This is a genomic window from Burkholderia sp. YIM B11467 (assembly GCF_052952715.1).
The window spans coordinates 309398-323563 of the sequence record NZ_JBQVSQ010000003.1 but is presented as its reverse complement, the minus strand read 5'-3'; the positions used below and the strand labels follow the sequence as shown (position 1 = coordinate 323563).

The 14166-nt window shown below is 63.8% G+C and carries 12 protein-coding genes and 1 tRNA gene; 9 read left to right on the top strand and 4 right to left on the bottom strand.

Features of this window, described 5'->3' with window-relative positions; translation table 11 throughout:
* Window positions 1-167 precede the first annotated feature (167 nt).
* The 3 genes from ACTRWB_RS13530 (at window position 168) to ACTRWB_RS13520 (ending at window position 1973) form a co-directional block, all read left to right on the top strand.
* Entirely contained in the window at window positions 168-485 is a 318-nt protein-coding gene (locus tag ACTRWB_RS13530; RefSeq protein ID WP_193099448.1) for a YkgJ family cysteine cluster protein, read from the top strand.
* The gene (locus ACTRWB_RS13525; protein ID WP_048251488.1) at window positions 482-1063 is read left to right on the top strand and encodes a DUF1439 domain-containing protein; all 582 of its coding nucleotides are present in this window, start codon (window positions 482-484) and stop codon (window positions 1061-1063) included. The genes ACTRWB_RS13530 and ACTRWB_RS13525 overlap by 4 nt, the downstream gene beginning before the upstream one ends.
* Before the next feature lie 79 nt (window positions 1064-1142).
* Window positions 1143-1973 (top strand): undecaprenyl-diphosphate phosphatase, encoded by an 831-nt coding sequence (locus ACTRWB_RS13520; RefSeq protein WP_419686508.1) that lies wholly within the window; start codon window positions 1143-1145, stop codon window positions 1971-1973.
* A gap of 114 nt (window positions 1974-2087) precedes the next feature.
* On the opposite strand, the gene trmB is transcribed toward ACTRWB_RS13520, so the two are convergent.
* Window positions 2088-2855 carry a tRNA (guanosine(46)-N7)-methyltransferase TrmB gene (gene trmB, locus ACTRWB_RS13515; RefSeq protein ID WP_446902184.1) on the bottom strand — a complete coding sequence of 256 codons (768 nt, stop codon included), beginning with the start codon at window positions 2853-2855 and terminating at the stop codon, window positions 2088-2090.
* Between the two features lie 133 nt (window positions 2856-2988).
* Window positions 2989-3063 (bottom strand) — tRNA-Gly (locus ACTRWB_RS13510).
* A gap of 398 nt (window positions 3064-3461) precedes the next feature.
* Between ACTRWB_RS13510 and ACTRWB_RS13505 the strand changes: the two genes are divergently transcribed.
* From ACTRWB_RS13505 to ACTRWB_RS13485, 5 genes are all read left to right on the top strand, one after another.
* On the top strand, window positions 3462-6233 hold the full coding sequence (locus ACTRWB_RS13505; RefSeq protein ID WP_446902183.1) for a type VI secretion system Vgr family protein: 2772 nt from the start codon (window positions 3462-3464) through the stop codon (window positions 6231-6233).
* Entirely contained in the window at window positions 6230-7702 is a 1473-nt protein-coding gene (locus tag ACTRWB_RS13500; protein ID WP_446902182.1) for a hypothetical protein, read from the top strand. Before ACTRWB_RS13505 ends, ACTRWB_RS13500 begins: the two co-directional genes overlap by 4 nt.
* Window positions 7699-8775 (top strand): Imm72 family immunity protein, encoded by a 1077-nt coding sequence (locus ACTRWB_RS13495; RefSeq protein ID WP_446902181.1) that lies wholly within the window; start codon window positions 7699-7701, stop codon window positions 8773-8775. Before ACTRWB_RS13500 ends, ACTRWB_RS13495 begins: the two co-directional genes overlap by 4 nt.
* Before the next feature lie 380 nt (window positions 8776-9155).
* Window positions 9156-9500 carry a cupin domain-containing protein gene (locus ACTRWB_RS13490; protein ID WP_446902180.1) on the top strand — a complete coding sequence of 115 codons (345 nt, stop codon included), beginning with the start codon at window positions 9156-9158 and terminating at the stop codon, window positions 9498-9500.
* A gap of 284 nt (window positions 9501-9784) precedes the next feature.
* The gene (locus tag ACTRWB_RS13485) at window positions 9785-10951 is read left to right on the top strand and encodes an enolase C-terminal domain-like protein (RefSeq protein ID WP_446902179.1); all 1167 of its coding nucleotides are present in this window, start codon (window positions 9785-9787) and stop codon (window positions 10949-10951) included.
* Window positions 10952-10954: 3 nt separating this feature from the next.
* On the opposite strand, the gene ACTRWB_RS13480 is transcribed toward ACTRWB_RS13485, so the two are convergent.
* Both ACTRWB_RS13480 and ACTRWB_RS13475 read right to left on the bottom strand, forming a co-directional pair.
* Window positions 10955-11581, bottom strand: coding sequence for a LysE/ArgO family amino acid transporter (locus ACTRWB_RS13480; protein ID WP_446902178.1), 627 nt, complete (start codon window positions 11579-11581; stop codon window positions 10955-10957).
* Window positions 11582-11681: 100 nt separating this feature from the next.
* A complete protein-coding gene (locus ACTRWB_RS13475; protein WP_446902177.1) occupies window positions 11682-12611 on the bottom strand; it encodes a LysR substrate-binding domain-containing protein in 930 nt (309 codons plus the stop codon).
* A gap of 171 nt (window positions 12612-12782) precedes the next feature.
* Between ACTRWB_RS13475 and ACTRWB_RS13470 the strand changes: the two genes are divergently transcribed.
* On the top strand, window positions 12783-14105 hold the full coding sequence (locus tag ACTRWB_RS13470; protein ID WP_446902176.1) for an MFS transporter: 1323 nt from the start codon (window positions 12783-12785) through the stop codon (window positions 14103-14105).
* The last annotated feature ends 61 nt before the right edge of the window (window positions 14106-14166 follow it).

Sequence of the window (14166 nt, the reverse complement as noted above, 5' to 3'; positions counted from 1 at the left end):
CTCGCGCTTTTTAGATGTTTTCGAGTATATAAACGCGCGATTCGGCTGCATTGTGTAATAACGTCGCAGCCGGCGATGGCACAATGCGGGGTGGGGCTGCCGGACACCGCGTCCGGTTGCCGCACCGTTTTGTGTTGTTCGTTCGAGAGAGCCGAGTGTCCGTCGAAATGCCTGTCCGCCCGGCGCCCGCCGTTGTCCCGCCGCCGCATGCGTGCCGCGAGGGCTGCGGCGCGTGCTGCATCGCGCCGTCGATTTCCAGCCCGATTCCGGGCATGCCCGACGGCAAGCCGGCCGGCGTGCGCTGCGTGCAGCTCGGCGACGACCTGCGCTGCCGGATTTTCGGCCAGCCCGAGCGGCCTGCATGCTGTTCCGGGCTGCAGCCGTCCGCCGACATGTGCGGCGCGTCGCGCGACGACGCGCTCGCGTGGCTCACGCGCCTCGAGGCCGCGACCCAGCCGTCGCACACAGGAGATTGTTCAGCATGACCGCACCTTGCGCGCCCGGCCGGCGCCGTTTTCTCGCCGTCTCCGTCGGCGCCATCGGCGTGACGCTTTCGCTTGCCGCCTGCGCGTCGACGTTCCCGTTCATCCCCGATCACTACACGTTCTCGCGCGGCGACGTGCAGAAAGCCGTCGCGCGCAAGTTCCCGTACCAGAAGACGGTCGCGCAGGTCGTCGACGTGTCGCTCGCGAACCCGGCCGTCAACCTGCTGCCCGACCAGAACCGCGTCGCCGTGCAGCTCGACGCGCATTTCGCGAGCCCGTTCCTGCGCGCGCCCGTCAGCGGCAAGTTCACCGTGTCGGGCCAGCTCGCGTATGACGCGCCGAGCCGCTCGGTCGTGCTGAAGGCGCCGGCCGTCGACAGCCTCGTGCTCGACGGCGACGCGCAGATGTACGCGCAGCAGGTCGGCGCGGCCGCCGGCCTGCTCGCGACGCAGGTGCTGACCAACTATCCGATCTACACGTTCAAGCCCGAACAACTGCAATTTGCCGGCGTGAACTACGAACCCGGTACAATTACGATTCTTACAAACGGCATACGCGTGGCGATCGTCGAAAAATGACGACGTACCGCGCGCGGCCGGGCGGGCCGCGCGTGGAGAGGTGGCCCTTTCTTACGACCATTTCGGAGTTGGGCCACGAATGGACTGGATCCTGATCTGCAAGGCATTGATCCTCGGCGTCGTCGAGGGGCTGACGGAATTCCTGCCGGTGTCGAGCACCGGCCACCTGATCGTCGCGGGCAGCTTCCTGAATTTCAACGATTCGCACGCGAAGACCTTCGACGTCGTGATCCAGTTCGGCGCGATCCTCGCGGTCTGCTGGGAGTACCGGCAACGGATCGCGTCCATCGTGTCCGGGCTGCCGAGCCGGCCCGACGCGCGGCGCTTCACGCTGAACGTCGTGATCGCGACGATTCCCGCGGTCGCGCTCGGTCTCCTGTTCGAGAAGAAGATCAAGGCCGTGCTGTTCTCGCCGGTGCCCGTCGCGTTCGCGCTCGTCGTCGGCGGCGCGATCATCCTGTGGGCCGAGGCGCGGCAGCGCGAACGCCGCGAGCCGCCGCGCGTATTGTCGGTCGATGCGCTGACGCCGCTCGATGCGCTCAAGGTCGGCCTCGCGCAGTGCTTCGCGCTGGTGCCCGGCATGTCGCGCTCGGGTTCGACGATCATCGGCGGGATGCTGTTCGGCCTCGACCGGCGCGTTGCGACCGAATTCTCGTTCTTCCTCGCGATTCCGATCATCTTCGGCGCGACGCTTTATGAAACCGTCAAGGACTGGCAGGCGTTCACCGTCGATTCGCTCGGCCTGTTCGCACTCGGGCTCGTCGCGGCGTTCGTCAGCGCGTTCGTGTGCGTGCGCTGGCTGCTGCGCTACGTCGCGACGCATGACTTCACGGTGTTCGCGTGGTACCGGATCGCGTTCGGGCTGTTCGTGCTGCTGGTCGGCTACAGCGGCTGGCTGAACTGGGCGTGATGCCAACCCCGAGGTGTGCGGGCGTCCGATAAGGAAACGGCCCGATCGGCAGATGCCGGTCGGGCCGTTTTGTCATCCGGGGCAGGGCGACGTGCGCCGCCGCGGCGCAATGTTTCAGCCTGCGCGCTTGCGGAATACGAGGTCCCACACGCCGTGGCCGAGCCGCAGCCCGCGCCGTTCGAACTTCGTCACCGGGCGGTAGTCGGGGCGCGGCGCGTAGTCGGCGGCCGTGTTCTCGAGCGTCGGTTCCGCGCCGAGCACTTCCAGCATCTGTTCCGCGTAGTTTTGCCAGTCGGTCGCGCAATGCAGGTACGCGCCGGGCTTCAGGCGCGACGCGAGATGCGCGACCAGCGGCGGCTGGATCAGCCGGCGCTTGTGGTGACGCGCCTTGTGCCACGGATCGGGGAAGAAGATGTGCACGCCGTCGAGGCTTTCCGGCGCGAGCATGTGCTCGAGCACTTCAACGGCGTCGTGCTGGATGATGCGGATGTTCGGCAGGTTCTGCTCGCCGATCAGCTTCAGCAGCGCGCCGACGCCCGGTTCGTGCACCTCGACGCCGAGGAAGTCGTCGCCGGGCCGGTGCGCGGCGATTTCCGCGGTCGATGCGCCCATCCCGAAGCCGATCTCGAGGATGCGCGGCGCGCTGCGGCCGAACACCGCATTCCAGTCGGGCATCTCCGGCGCATACGGGACGACGAAGCGCGGGCCGAATTCGTCGAGCGCGCGGCGCTGGCCGGTCGATACGCGGCCTGCGCGCGTGACGAAGCTGCGGATGCGGCGGTGGTGCAGCGGGTTGACATCGTCGGCGCCGTCAGTGGTTTCGTCGGGAATGGCGTCGTCGTGCGGCGGCAGGCCGGCTTCGTTCGGATCGTCGTGCATCATCGGTACAGAGAAAGGCTCGGTTGCGGGCGAGGGCCCGATGCGCGCAGCAGTGCGCGCGGTGAACCGGCACATGGTACAAAAAAGCCGCCTTCGACGAGGCGGCTTATGCGCAGGCTGCCGTGCAGCCGGAAAGTGGAGCGGGCGATGGGAATCGAACCCACGTCATCAGCTTGGGAAGCTGAGGTAATGGCCATTATACGACGCCCGCAGAACGCGCAATTCTACAGGGGTTCGGGTGGGGATGGCAAGCGGGTGGTTTCGGGCGATGGCTGCGAAACTGGCGTGGCTGGATCGTGGGGCGGTGGCGTCGCTGGCAGTGTCGGGCGAGCCTCCCGCTATTCACGGGATCTACCGTTCAAGCTGAAGGCACATCCCTTCGGCGCGCCGTAGCATCTGAGCCGAATTTCAACGGTCCAACGGATGTACCGCATACGCTTCTTAGGCGATTCGTGTTTGAACTCCGGGTTCGATATATTGCTGGCCTCAGCGGGCTACATTCTCGTGACTTGTCGGCTCCGCTACAATTCCGGCGACATAACCGGGGAGCCGTCCCTGTGAGAGCGCGAGCCACCGTGGGCTTGCAACAAATAAGAAGATGGATAACGCATGAACATGACTGAATTAGCTCAGGCAATTCGTGGTGGCCTGATCCAACAAGATCGCTTGCTCAAGACAGACATCCCGTCGTTGCCGGACAATGCGCTCATACCGCGCCGGGTCGTGACCTATTCCGAGCTCGGTCGCGACTTCAGCGTCACGCTCGACCTGGTATCCACGGCAGGTGACATCGAACTCAAGGCGTTGATCGCTCAACCGATGACGCTGTGGATTCAGCAGGCGAACAAGTCTTATCTGCCAGTCAACGGTTATATCCACACGGCGCGTAGGCTGGGCGACGACGGTAGCCTCTCCAGCTATCAACTTGGCGTCGCGTCATGGATGTACTTCCTCAAATTCCGGCGCGATATGCGGTACTGGCAGGACAATAGCGCCGACCGCATCATCGCTGACGTATTCGATGTGCATCCGCAGGCTCGTGGACAGTATCAGTTTGCGTTGTCGAAGCCTCTGCCCTCACGCTCGTACTGTCGTCAGAGCGAAACCGACTGGAATTTTGTCCATCGACTGATGGAAGAGGAGGGCCTATACGGCTTCTGGCGCCAAGGCAAGGACGGCAAGTCGCATACGCTGATCGTGACCGACGATATTCATGCGTTGGACGAGGTGTCGCCCAACCCGATCGGATTCAACAGGTCGGGCACAGGTAGCAATACGGATGCGTTCACGCAGTGGGCGAGTTCGCGGACTTTGCAAAGCACCGTCCATACGACCCGCACGTTTGACTACAAGGCGCCGTCGTCCGCCGACAGTCCTAATGGAACGACGTTGCCGACGAAGGCCGGCCAGGGAAATCTGCCGGAACAGGCTGAAGTCTACGAGTACAGCGGCGCCTATACCTATGGACGCCAGGACCGAGGTGAGCAGCTCTCGAAAATCCATCTGGAAGAATGGGAGTCGCGCGCCAAGCGATTCGTCGGGATGGGGGGAGTGCGAGGGATCGACGCTGGCCAGCGCTTCGAATTGACGGGCCATCCGGAACACGATCGCGATTCGGCCGAGCAACGCGAGTTTGCTGCGATCAAGGTTCGACGCTACATCGAGAACAACCTGCCGCTATCGAATCAGGAGACCAGCTTTCCCCATAGCATGCAATCTGACCTGGAGCGTGCGAAAGCGGGGTATACGGGCGCGTCAGTCCACCACGATGACGGTTCGACCGGCTTCTATTTGATCGAAGTGGAGGCGCAACGCACCACGGTTCCGTATCGCAGCCCGTTCGAACACTTGAAGCCGGAGATGCATCTCGAGACGGCGATCGTCGTCGGGCCGCAGGGAGAAGAGGTCCATACCGACGAATTGAACCGTGTGAAGGTGATGTTCGTCTGGGATCGGCAGAACCCGGGAGATGCCGGTGCCTCGTGCTGGATCAGAGTGGCGCAATCGGATACCGGCGGCGGCTACGGCGGTGTGCATATTCCGCGAGTCGGCGAGGAAGTCATCGTCGGTTACGTCGGCGGCGATTGTGATCGGCCAATCGTGCTGCATCGCGTCTACAACGGTACGGTCGGTCCGCAATGGCATAGCAATGGGATCCTGTCGGGCCATCGCTCGAAAGAGTATGGAGGCAGCGGTTATAGCCAGATGGTGATGGACGACGCGACGGGCCAGAACCGCGTGCAGTTGATGAGCAGCAGCGCAAATAGTTTGCTGCATCTGGGCTATCTCATCGAACAAAGTGGTAATACTCGCGGTGCTTATGTCGGATCGGGCTTCGATCTGCGGACAGATGCATACGGCGCCGTGCGTGCTTCGCAGGGGCTGTATGTTTCGACGTATCCGAAGTCGGCGAACAGTCAGCCGCTCGACGTTCGCGAAGCGCAACAGCAGCTCGTTAGTGCCGAGAGCATGATCGAGGCAATGTCGCAGGTAAGCACGATGCATCAGGCGGAAAGCCTGGGAGAGGGGCATGACGCGCTGAAGACGTTTACCGATGCGACGCAAAGCAGCGTGCAAGGCTCGCAGTCGGGAGGGCGGACGGCGGGAGGCGGTACCGGGAGTGTGAACGCGTTCAAGACACCCGTCATGCTGGTGGCGAGTCCTTCCGGTATCGCGCTGTCGACGCAGGCATCCGTGCATGTGTCGAGCGATCAGCAAACGAATCTGGTGAGCGGCCAGAGCACGTTCATCGCCAGCGGGAAGTCGTTGGTCGCGAGTGTGGCGGAGAAGATCAGCCTGTTTGTGCAGAACGCCGGGGTGAAACTGATCGCGGCCAAGGGAAAGGTTGAGGTTCAGGCGCATTCGGACAATATCGAAATAACGGCCCAGAAAACCGTCAAGGTCCTGTCGGCTACCGAGAATATCGAGGTGGCGGCGCAGCAGGAGATTCTACTGACCTCAGGTGGCGCCTATATCCGGCTCAAGGGCGGCAACATTGAGATTCACGCACCTGGAAAGGTCGATGTGAAGGGGGCGCAGCATGCATTCAGCGGGCCGACGCGGATCGATTATCCGCTGTCGCCTGCGCCGACGTCCCGCGGTGCTGCAGCGCTGCAATACCATTACCACGACGACACGCCCGTGCAGGGCGCCAAGTTCACCATTCACTACGACAGCGGCGCTACCTTCTCCGGCATCGTCGACAGCAAAGGCATGGCTGATTTGACAGGTGCACCGCAAGGACCGGGGCGCATCGAGTTGGGTGAGGACAGCCGACCCTACGAAATCAAGGCTACCGAGAAAAACCCCAGCTACAAGGCTCATTGGGACGAGTTCGACATGCAAGCCTCCTTGGACCGGATGCAAGGAGGTCGGGCATGAGCAGCAGTTGGGTCAGCCAGGCGGCATCCGAGGTCGGCGATTATCTGTGGAGCGGCGCCACTGCAGTCGGCGATACCGTCGTCGGCGCCGTCGCGGGGGAATTCTCGCAAAAGCGCAATACGGGCGCCATCATCGTCGATGCCGTCATCAGCATGTTTCCTGTCGCCGGAGAAATTACGGCCGCGCGCGACGCGATCGCCATCGCGCTTCGCATGTGCGACGACCCGAAGGTTCGGGACGACGGGTGGGAGTGGGTGGCGCTCGTGCTTTGCCTTGTCGCGGTCGTTCCGGTGGTCGGAGGTTTGCTCAAGGGCATAGGCAAGTTGTTGATGCGAGCGGTCAGCAAATCCGAAGATCTGGTCAGGCTATGCCAGGAAATCCTGGCCCTGATCCGCAAGGCGGGGTTTGGCAATGCAGTGGAGTGGCTCAGGCAACTGGACTTCAGCAAGTATCAGTTTGTCGTGCGCAACGCGTTCGGCATGCTGCTGGATCGCATCGGCAAGGCGCTGCATTTCATTCTGAACCGGCTCGGGTCTGTTATTCCGGCGCGGGTGGCGAGTTATATCCGGAAGCTGCTGCCGATGCTGGAGGAACTGCGCAAGCTGGGGGACACGAAAATCGCGCTGGCCTTCAAGGATCTGATGCGCTTGCTGGAGCATGTGAGAGGCCATCTGGTGGAGGGCACCTGGGCGGATGTGAAGGTGGGAGGCGGGACCACTCGGACGATGACCGAGGAGGCGCGCCTGGCTCATCTGGCCGAGGAGACGAAGAGCCTGGGGCACAAGCCGATGACCATCAAGCAATACGTGCATAAAGAAGAGTGGCCCGACCTTCGCAACTGGGAAGTGGGGGAGGCCATAGGTACGTTCAGCGCCAAGGTGCCGCTTGAAGCGGTTATTCAGGCGCCGGGCCAGACGATGATTCGTGTGGTCGACACGCGTTACCTGAGCAGCCCACGGACAATCCCAGGCAAATTCTGGACCGATAGCCTTGCTCCCAACGGGCTTTGGTGGCGCATACGAAGCGCGATCAAGCATGCTTGGAGCATGAATGGCAGCTATGTGAAGATAAAGGTGCCGACGCGCGAGGCAATGGAAAAGCTCGGCATCGAAGTTCCGGCTGGATGGGACGGGATGCGCCTGTGGAAGGGGCGGATTGCTGAGCAATGGGACGACGAAAAAGAGGTTGCCACGATGCGTTTGCTGGTCGGGGGCGACCTTCAATTCTTCGTGGACTTTGAGAACAAGTTCAATGCACCCGTGAAAAAATGGATAGATGCGCAGCTTGCGAACGGGCAGCTCAAGGCGCTTCGGACGCATTGGACTGACGTGAAGCTACCCGATCAAGCAACTGCGCGAGCGCTCATGCTGGCCGAGCGCGAGCGATCGGCCAAGATCAGACAGGAAGGTTACGCGCGGAGAGCGCTAGCCGATGGCGGCAAACAATCGACGAACGAACAGGTTCCATGATGTTGAATATTTTGACCATGACCCCCGAGCAGGAACAGGATGCGCGAGCAAAGGCGTTTTATCTGCTCAAGAAATGGACGAGTTTCACGTTCCTGGAATACGCCGTTGGACTATATCGGGACTTTCTCGGCGCGTACGCAAAACAACTGGACACACCGAGTCCAAATCAGGTGGAGCTTGAGGAAGCCTACACACATGATTTCTTGGGGGCACTGGTGCACATGGATCTGGGCATCGATGCATTGCGCCGAGGTCTTGACAAACGAGCAGCATACGACGCGCTGGTTATAGGAAGCCAGCAAGGTGGCGACCTGTTGTTTGGACGGAGTGCGCTTGAAATCGGTCGTAAATACGATCCGTTTTTTCATTCACTGGGACTGAAGGACACCAATTTTTCGGACCCGGTGTATGCCACCGGGTTCGCGGAGGGGGTGTGGATCGAGAGATTGATTTGCTATGCGCTCAAGTGCACGGCCGGATTCGGTTATATCGGGATGCTTGCATACGGAACACGTGCGGATGGCGGGACCCGCGTATTTGAGCATTGGACCTATGAATCCATGTTCGAAAATGCGCCCCTTCCGGCTTGGCGGTATTGGCCACCCGGTCGCACCTATCCCGCATCGCTTCCTCCCTGTCCGCCGAAGAACGAATCCGCAAGCGGTGAGATCTACAGCGACCAGGAGATTCCTGTCGAGGGTATCTGGGAGCCGTGGTTTCCATCCGGCAAGGTGGGCTGTCCGAGCTACTTCCTCAAAGGCAGTATTGCCCACAAGTACCTGTTGGAAGGGTCGAACGACGAGCATGAGGTGCGCTGGCGGCTGCTGTGGGAAGACAAGCGTTACCAGGACGGCAGCATTCCGGCGGAGGAGGAAGCTTACTTCCCCAAGCCTGTCGCGCAACCGAGGCTACGGGTCCTGCCCGGAGAGCCTTGTCCGCGCACCGGCTACTGGCAAAGCCCGGCCGTGAAGGATCCGGTTCATGTCGAGGCCGGGGCGCCTATGCCTGGGCCGCAGCGCACGGCGTGGGGGATGGTCATTTGGCATTATGGAGACCCTCAACCGGACATTTGAATCGCTGCTGAGCCAAGAGGGTAACGGCGCTTCGCGACTTGGTCATGAAGTGCCTGATGACCTATGTCCTGCTCCATCCATCTCCACGCGTGTCTTCGTCCGTTGGCGGCGATGTGGCAAGTGAGGTTGTTTGGGCGCCTGGCAGACGGCTTTGCGTTCCCGACGGTGGCCCGTTTCGACGCGCCAGCCGCGCGAACGGAGCAACCGTAACGCGAGGTGGCACACCGTGGCGCCAACGCCGAACGAAACGCGCTGTCCGTGCGCATGCCCGCAGGCCAGTGTCGAAAATAGACGAGTCGGTGTCGGAAGCATACAAGTCCCGGCAACGCTTTCGAACTAACGTGACAAGCCTCTTACACGATCGTTAGTCTGGAGCTGACATGTCCGATTTCATCACCGTTCTTCGCGAAACCTGCCCGACTCCGGTCCTTGACGCGACCAAGTGGAAGCGCATCGGCGGCGATCCGCACACCGTGAACCTCAACGCGTACGTCTCCAAGGACGGCAGCAAGATCATGGGTACCTGGATCTGCACGCCGGGCAAGTTCGAGGTGAACTACGAGAAATGGGAGTACTGCCACTTCCTCGATGGCTACTGCATCATCACACCGGAAGGTGAGAAATCGGTGCACCTGAAAGCCGGTGATGTGTTCGTGATCGAACCCGGCATGAAAGGGACGTGGGAAGTGGTGGAGACGGTGCGCAAGTACTTCGTCTTCGCCTGAGCGGGCCGGTAGATTCGAGCCACGATTGTCTTGGTCGCCCTACACCCGCCCGGTTCACGGAGCAGGGAGGCAAGCAGGGGATTCCGGCTCAATAAAACCCGATCCGGTTCGAAAACAGCTCGCCGAGCGTGGTCGCACGCTAGACCGGCTTTGCCGCCCCGCGTGATCGCGCGGGTGCCGGCAAGACATCGCGCAAGCGCCTATGATGCGGCGATCAGCCAGTCGCGCCGGCCGCCGTGCGTGCATGGCCTGCGAACACCGAACGTTTTCCCGGAACCCCGACCATGCGCATCACCGCGATCCACGAGCAAGCGATTCCCGTCTCCCGCTATGCCGATCCGGCGATTCCATCCGGCGGCCTGACGACGAGTGTTGTTGCAGTCGTGACCGACGTCGTGCGCGATGGCCACCCGGTAACGGGCTACGGCTACGCATCGGTCGGTCGCTTCGCACAGGGTGGCCTGATTCGCGAACGGTTCGCGCCGCGTCTGCTGGCCGCCGCCGACACGCTCGCCGACGAAGCCGGCACGAACCTCGATCCGTTCCGCGCATGGCGCGCGATGATGGCCGGCGAAAAGCCCGGCGGACACGGCGAACGATGCGTGGCGGTCGGCACGCTCGACATGGCGATCTGGGACGCCGCCGCGAAAATCGCCGGCCTGCCGCTTCATCGCTTTCTCGCCGATCGGCTCGGACGTACCGCCGAACCGCGCGTGCGCGTGTATGCGGGCGGCGGCTACCGCTATCCGCATGACGATCTCGCGCGCCTGTCGGACGAGATGCGCCGTATCGCCGATCTCGGCTACACGCACGCGAAGATCAAGATCGGCGGCGCGGATCTCGATCAGGACAAACGCCGCATCGAAGCCGCCGCTGCTCAGCTTGCCGGCAGTTCGCATCTCGCGGTCGACGCGATGAACACGTACGACGCGACGACCGTGCAAGCCGCCGCGACGATGCTCACACCGTTCGAGCTCTGGTGGTTCGAGGACATCTGCGACCCGCTCGATCTGCCGCTTCACGCGGATGTCGCGGAGCGATACGCACCGCCGATCGCAGCCGGCGAAGCGCTGTTCTCGCTCTCGGAAGCGAAGCTGCTCGACCGTTACGGTGGGATGCGCCACGACCGCGACGTGCTTGTGTTCGATCCCGTGCACTGTTACGGGCTGCCCGGTTATCTGCAGATCGTCGAGCACTGCGTGTCGCGCGGCTGGCGGCGCGATGCGTTCTGGCCGCATGGCGGCCACCTGTTCTCGCTGCACGTCGTGGCAGCGCTCGGTCTCGGCGGTGCGGAAGTCAGTCCGTTCGCGTTCCGTCCGTTCAGCGGGCTGGCCGATGGGGAAACCGTCGACGCCGGATACGCGCGCGTGCCGCAGGCGCCGGGCATCGGTTTCGAACTGCATGCCAACGCGCACGAAGTATTCCGCGCGGTATCGGTACCGGGCCGCTGACGCCTAAAGCGCGTCGATCGCGAATCGAATCGCGAAACCGAGCATCATCGCTGCAACGAAGCCATCGAGCACACGCCATGCGAGCGTGCGAGCGAACCACGCACGGCACGCGCGTGCGCCATAGGCGAGCATCAGGAACCACGCGAGCGAAGCCGTCATCGCGCCGATCGCAAACGGCATGCGTGCGGACGGCGTGTGGCTCACGATCACGGTGCCGAGCAGCAGCACGGTGTCGATCCACGCATACGGATTGAGCAGCGAAACGGCGGCGGTCGCGAGTACCGTGCGTGCCCGCGTGGGCTCGCTGCCGGCGCGTGAACCGTCGACATGCCCGGGCTGCCGTCTGACGATCGCCGAGCGCAGCGCGAGCAGGCCATAACCGGCGAGATACGCAATGCCGGCCCATAGCGCCGCGGACACCACGCCGGGATGCCTCGACAGCAGCGACGACAGCCCCTGCGCGCCGAGCGCGATCAGCAGCGCATCGCTGCCTGCGCAGACGAGGGCAATGGAGAGCAGATGGGGGCTCGAGATCGAGCGCTTGATGACGAAGGCGTCCTTCGGGCCGACCGACGTGAACAGGCCGGCGCCAAGCAGCAGGCCTTCGATGAAGGCGGAGGTGTCGAGCACGAGCGGGCCGACAACCTCTTAAGCTGAACCGGTGATGGTTACGATGGGAGCAACGTTACGGGGCGCCGGGGGGCGTTGTCAATGCCCCGCGCAGCGCCGGTCACGCGCGGCTGGGATGACCGTCCGCCCACTCCGGCCGCCGCCCGAGCGCGTCGAACAACCGCACGATCTCGGCCTTCACCTTCTGCACCGCGTTGCTGACGAGCGCCGTATCGTGCCAGCACAGCGACAGGTCGCGCGCGAACAGCCGGTGCGCGACCGTCGACAGCTTGAGCTTGCGTTCCTCGATCTCGACGTGTGCGGCCGTCCACGGCAGGATGGTCACGCCGAGTTGCGCCATCACGGCCGCGAACAGCAGCCCGGTCGAGCTCGCCTCGAAGCTGATCTCGTACGACAGTCCGGCCTCGCGCATCGCCCAGTCGACACGGTTGCGGATCGTGTTCGGCGCGCTCGGCAGCACGAGCGGCATGCGCGCGATAGCGTCGAGCGGTACGGGATCGTCCGGCACCGGAAACTCGGGCCACGTGATCAGGTACAGCGTTTCCGTCAGCAGCCGGTGGATCGCGATGCCGCGCGTGTCGACCGCGTCGACGACGATCGCGAGATCGAGCCGCGTGCGTTCGAGCAGTGTGTCGAGATCGGCGCTGGGCGCCTCGATCAGCTCCAGCATGATGCCCGGATAACGGTCGCGCACCGCGCGTGCGAGCGGAATCGCCAGCACGCGCGCGGTACTCGACGGCATGCCGACCGTCACGCGGCCCTGCGGCGTTTCGGCGTCGCGGCGCAGCAGCTCGCGCGTGCCGTCGGCCTGGCGCAGCAGTTCGAGCGCGTGCTGGTACAGCGTGCGGCCCGCGGCGGTCGGCGCGACACCGCGCACGCTCCGTTCGAGCAGTTGCATATCGAGATCCCGTTCGAGATTGCGCACCTGCTGGCTCACCGCGGGCTGCGCGACATGCAGTGCCTCGCTCGCATGCGTGACGTTGCCGCATTCGACGACCTTCACGAAATAGCGCAACTGTCTCAAGTCCATCGCCGCCGTCTCCCCGATTCAAGCCATAAGCCAATCCGATCGAGCAAGATGAATATCATATTTTTCTCCGATCGATGGTGTTTCTATACTCGTCTCACAAAAGAGCCAGCCTGCCGGCCATCCCGGACCGGACGCGGCAAAAGTGCCGGCCGCGCCGGCAAGGAGACGAAGATGTTCAAGGCGATCGACGCGCCGGCGGCCGGCGCGAAGCCACGGCGCACGCCGCTCACGCGCGAGCAGGTCAAGGGCTTCTGGGCCGTGTACGCGGGCTGGGTGCTCGACGGCGTGGACTCGGTGATCTACGCGCTCGTGCTGATTCCCGCGCTGACCGAACTGCTGCCGGCATCCGGCATCGCGGCGACGCCCGCGAATCTCGGGATGTACGGCTCGATCCTGTTCGCGCTGTTCCTGATCGGCTGGGGGCTGTCGTTCATCTGGGGCCCGCTCGCGGACCGCTTCGGCCGCGTGCGCACGCTCGCCGCGAGCATCCTGATCTATTCGGTGTTCACCGGCGCGGCCGCGTTCGTGCACGACGTATGGGCGTTGGCCGCGTGCCGGCTGCTCGCCGGGATCGGCGTTGGCGGCGAATGGGCGCTCGCGGGCACCTACGTCGCCGAGAGCTGGCCGGAAGACCGCCGCAAGATGGGCGCCGGCTACCTGCAGACGGGTTACTACTTCGGCTTCTTCATCGCGGCGTGCCTGAACTACACGATCGGCGCGACCTACGGCTGGCGCGCGATGTTCCTGTGCGGGCTCGCTCCCGCGCTGCTCGCGGTGTTCACCGTGATGCGCGTGAAGGAACCGGGGCAGTGGCGCCGGCACGACGCGCGCGACGGCGACGTGGCCGACGCGCGGCGCGCGCATCCGCTGCGCGAGATCTTCGCGCCGGCCTTCCTGCGCCGCACGCTGACGAGCGCGAGTCTCGTCGGCGTCGCGATCGTCGGGTTGTGGGCCGGCTCCGTCTACGAGGCGAGCGCGGTCACCACGCTGGCGGCGCGCGCGGGCATCGACCACCTCGGCGCGCTGCGGCTCGCGTCGGTCGGCGCGGCGATCCTGTCGTGCGCGACGATCGCCGGCTGCCTGGTCGCGCCCTGGCTCTCGGAGCGGCTCGGCCGTCGCGCGGCGCTCGGCGTGTATTTCGCGGGCATGGCCGGTGCGATCGTGTTCGCGTTCGGCTGGGCGTTCTACCAGCCGAACGGGCTCACGGCATTCATGGTTTCGCTCGCGTTCCTTGGCTTCTTCGGCGGCAACTTCGCGATCTTCTCGCTGTGGCTGCCCGAGCAGTATCCGACACGTGTGCGGGCTACCGCGTTCGCGTTCAACGCGTCGGTCGGCCGCTTCATCGGCGCGGGCGTGAACTTCCTGCTCGGCGCCGCGATTCACGGCTACGGTTCGCTCGGCGTGCCGGTCGCGTGGACCGCGGCCGTGTTCGGGCTCGGCATCCTGATCCTGCCGTTCGCGGTCGAAACGCGTCATCAGACGCTGCCCGAATGAGCGGCGCGCCGCGATCGTTCGGCAACACGCAACATCCAGTCAAGCAATATCAGGAGTCCGG

Excerpts from the sequence above, each read along its gene's own strand:
- ACTRWB_RS13490 (WP_446902180.1), top strand. The coding sequence starts at position 9,156 with ATGTCCGATTTCATCACCGTTCTTCGCGAAACCTGCCCGACTCCGGTC.
- ACTRWB_RS13485 (WP_446902179.1), top strand. The coding sequence starts at position 9,785 with ATGCGCATCACCGCGATCCACGAGCAAGCGATTCCCGTCTCCCGCTAT.
- ACTRWB_RS13520 (WP_419686508.1), top strand. The coding sequence starts at position 1,143 with ATGGACTGGATCCTGATCTGCAAGGCATTGATCCTCGGCGTCGTCGAG.
- ACTRWB_RS13500 (WP_446902182.1), top strand. The coding sequence starts at position 6,230 with ATGAGCAGCAGTTGGGTCAGCCAGGCGGCATCCGAGGTCGGCGATTAT.
- ACTRWB_RS13470 (WP_446902176.1), top strand. The coding sequence starts at position 12,783 with ATGTTCAAGGCGATCGACGCGCCGGCGGCCGGCGCGAAGCCACGGCGC.
- ACTRWB_RS13530 (WP_193099448.1), top strand. The coding sequence starts at position 168 with ATGCCTGTCCGCCCGGCGCCCGCCGTTGTCCCGCCGCCGCATGCGTGC.
- ACTRWB_RS13505 (WP_446902183.1), top strand. The coding sequence starts at position 3,462 with ATGAACATGACTGAATTAGCTCAGGCAATTCGTGGTGGCCTGATCCAA.
- ACTRWB_RS13495 (WP_446902181.1), top strand. The coding sequence starts at position 7,699 with ATGATGTTGAATATTTTGACCATGACCCCCGAGCAGGAACAGGATGCG.
- trmB (WP_446902184.1), bottom strand. The coding sequence starts at position 2,855 with ATGATGCACGACGATCCGAACGAAGCCGGCCTGCCGCCGCACGACGAC.
- ACTRWB_RS13525 (WP_048251488.1), top strand. The coding sequence starts at position 482 with ATGACCGCACCTTGCGCGCCCGGCCGGCGCCGTTTTCTCGCCGTCTCC.
- ACTRWB_RS13475 (WP_446902177.1), bottom strand. The coding sequence starts at position 12,611 with ATGGACTTGAGACAGTTGCGCTATTTCGTGAAGGTCGTCGAATGCGGC.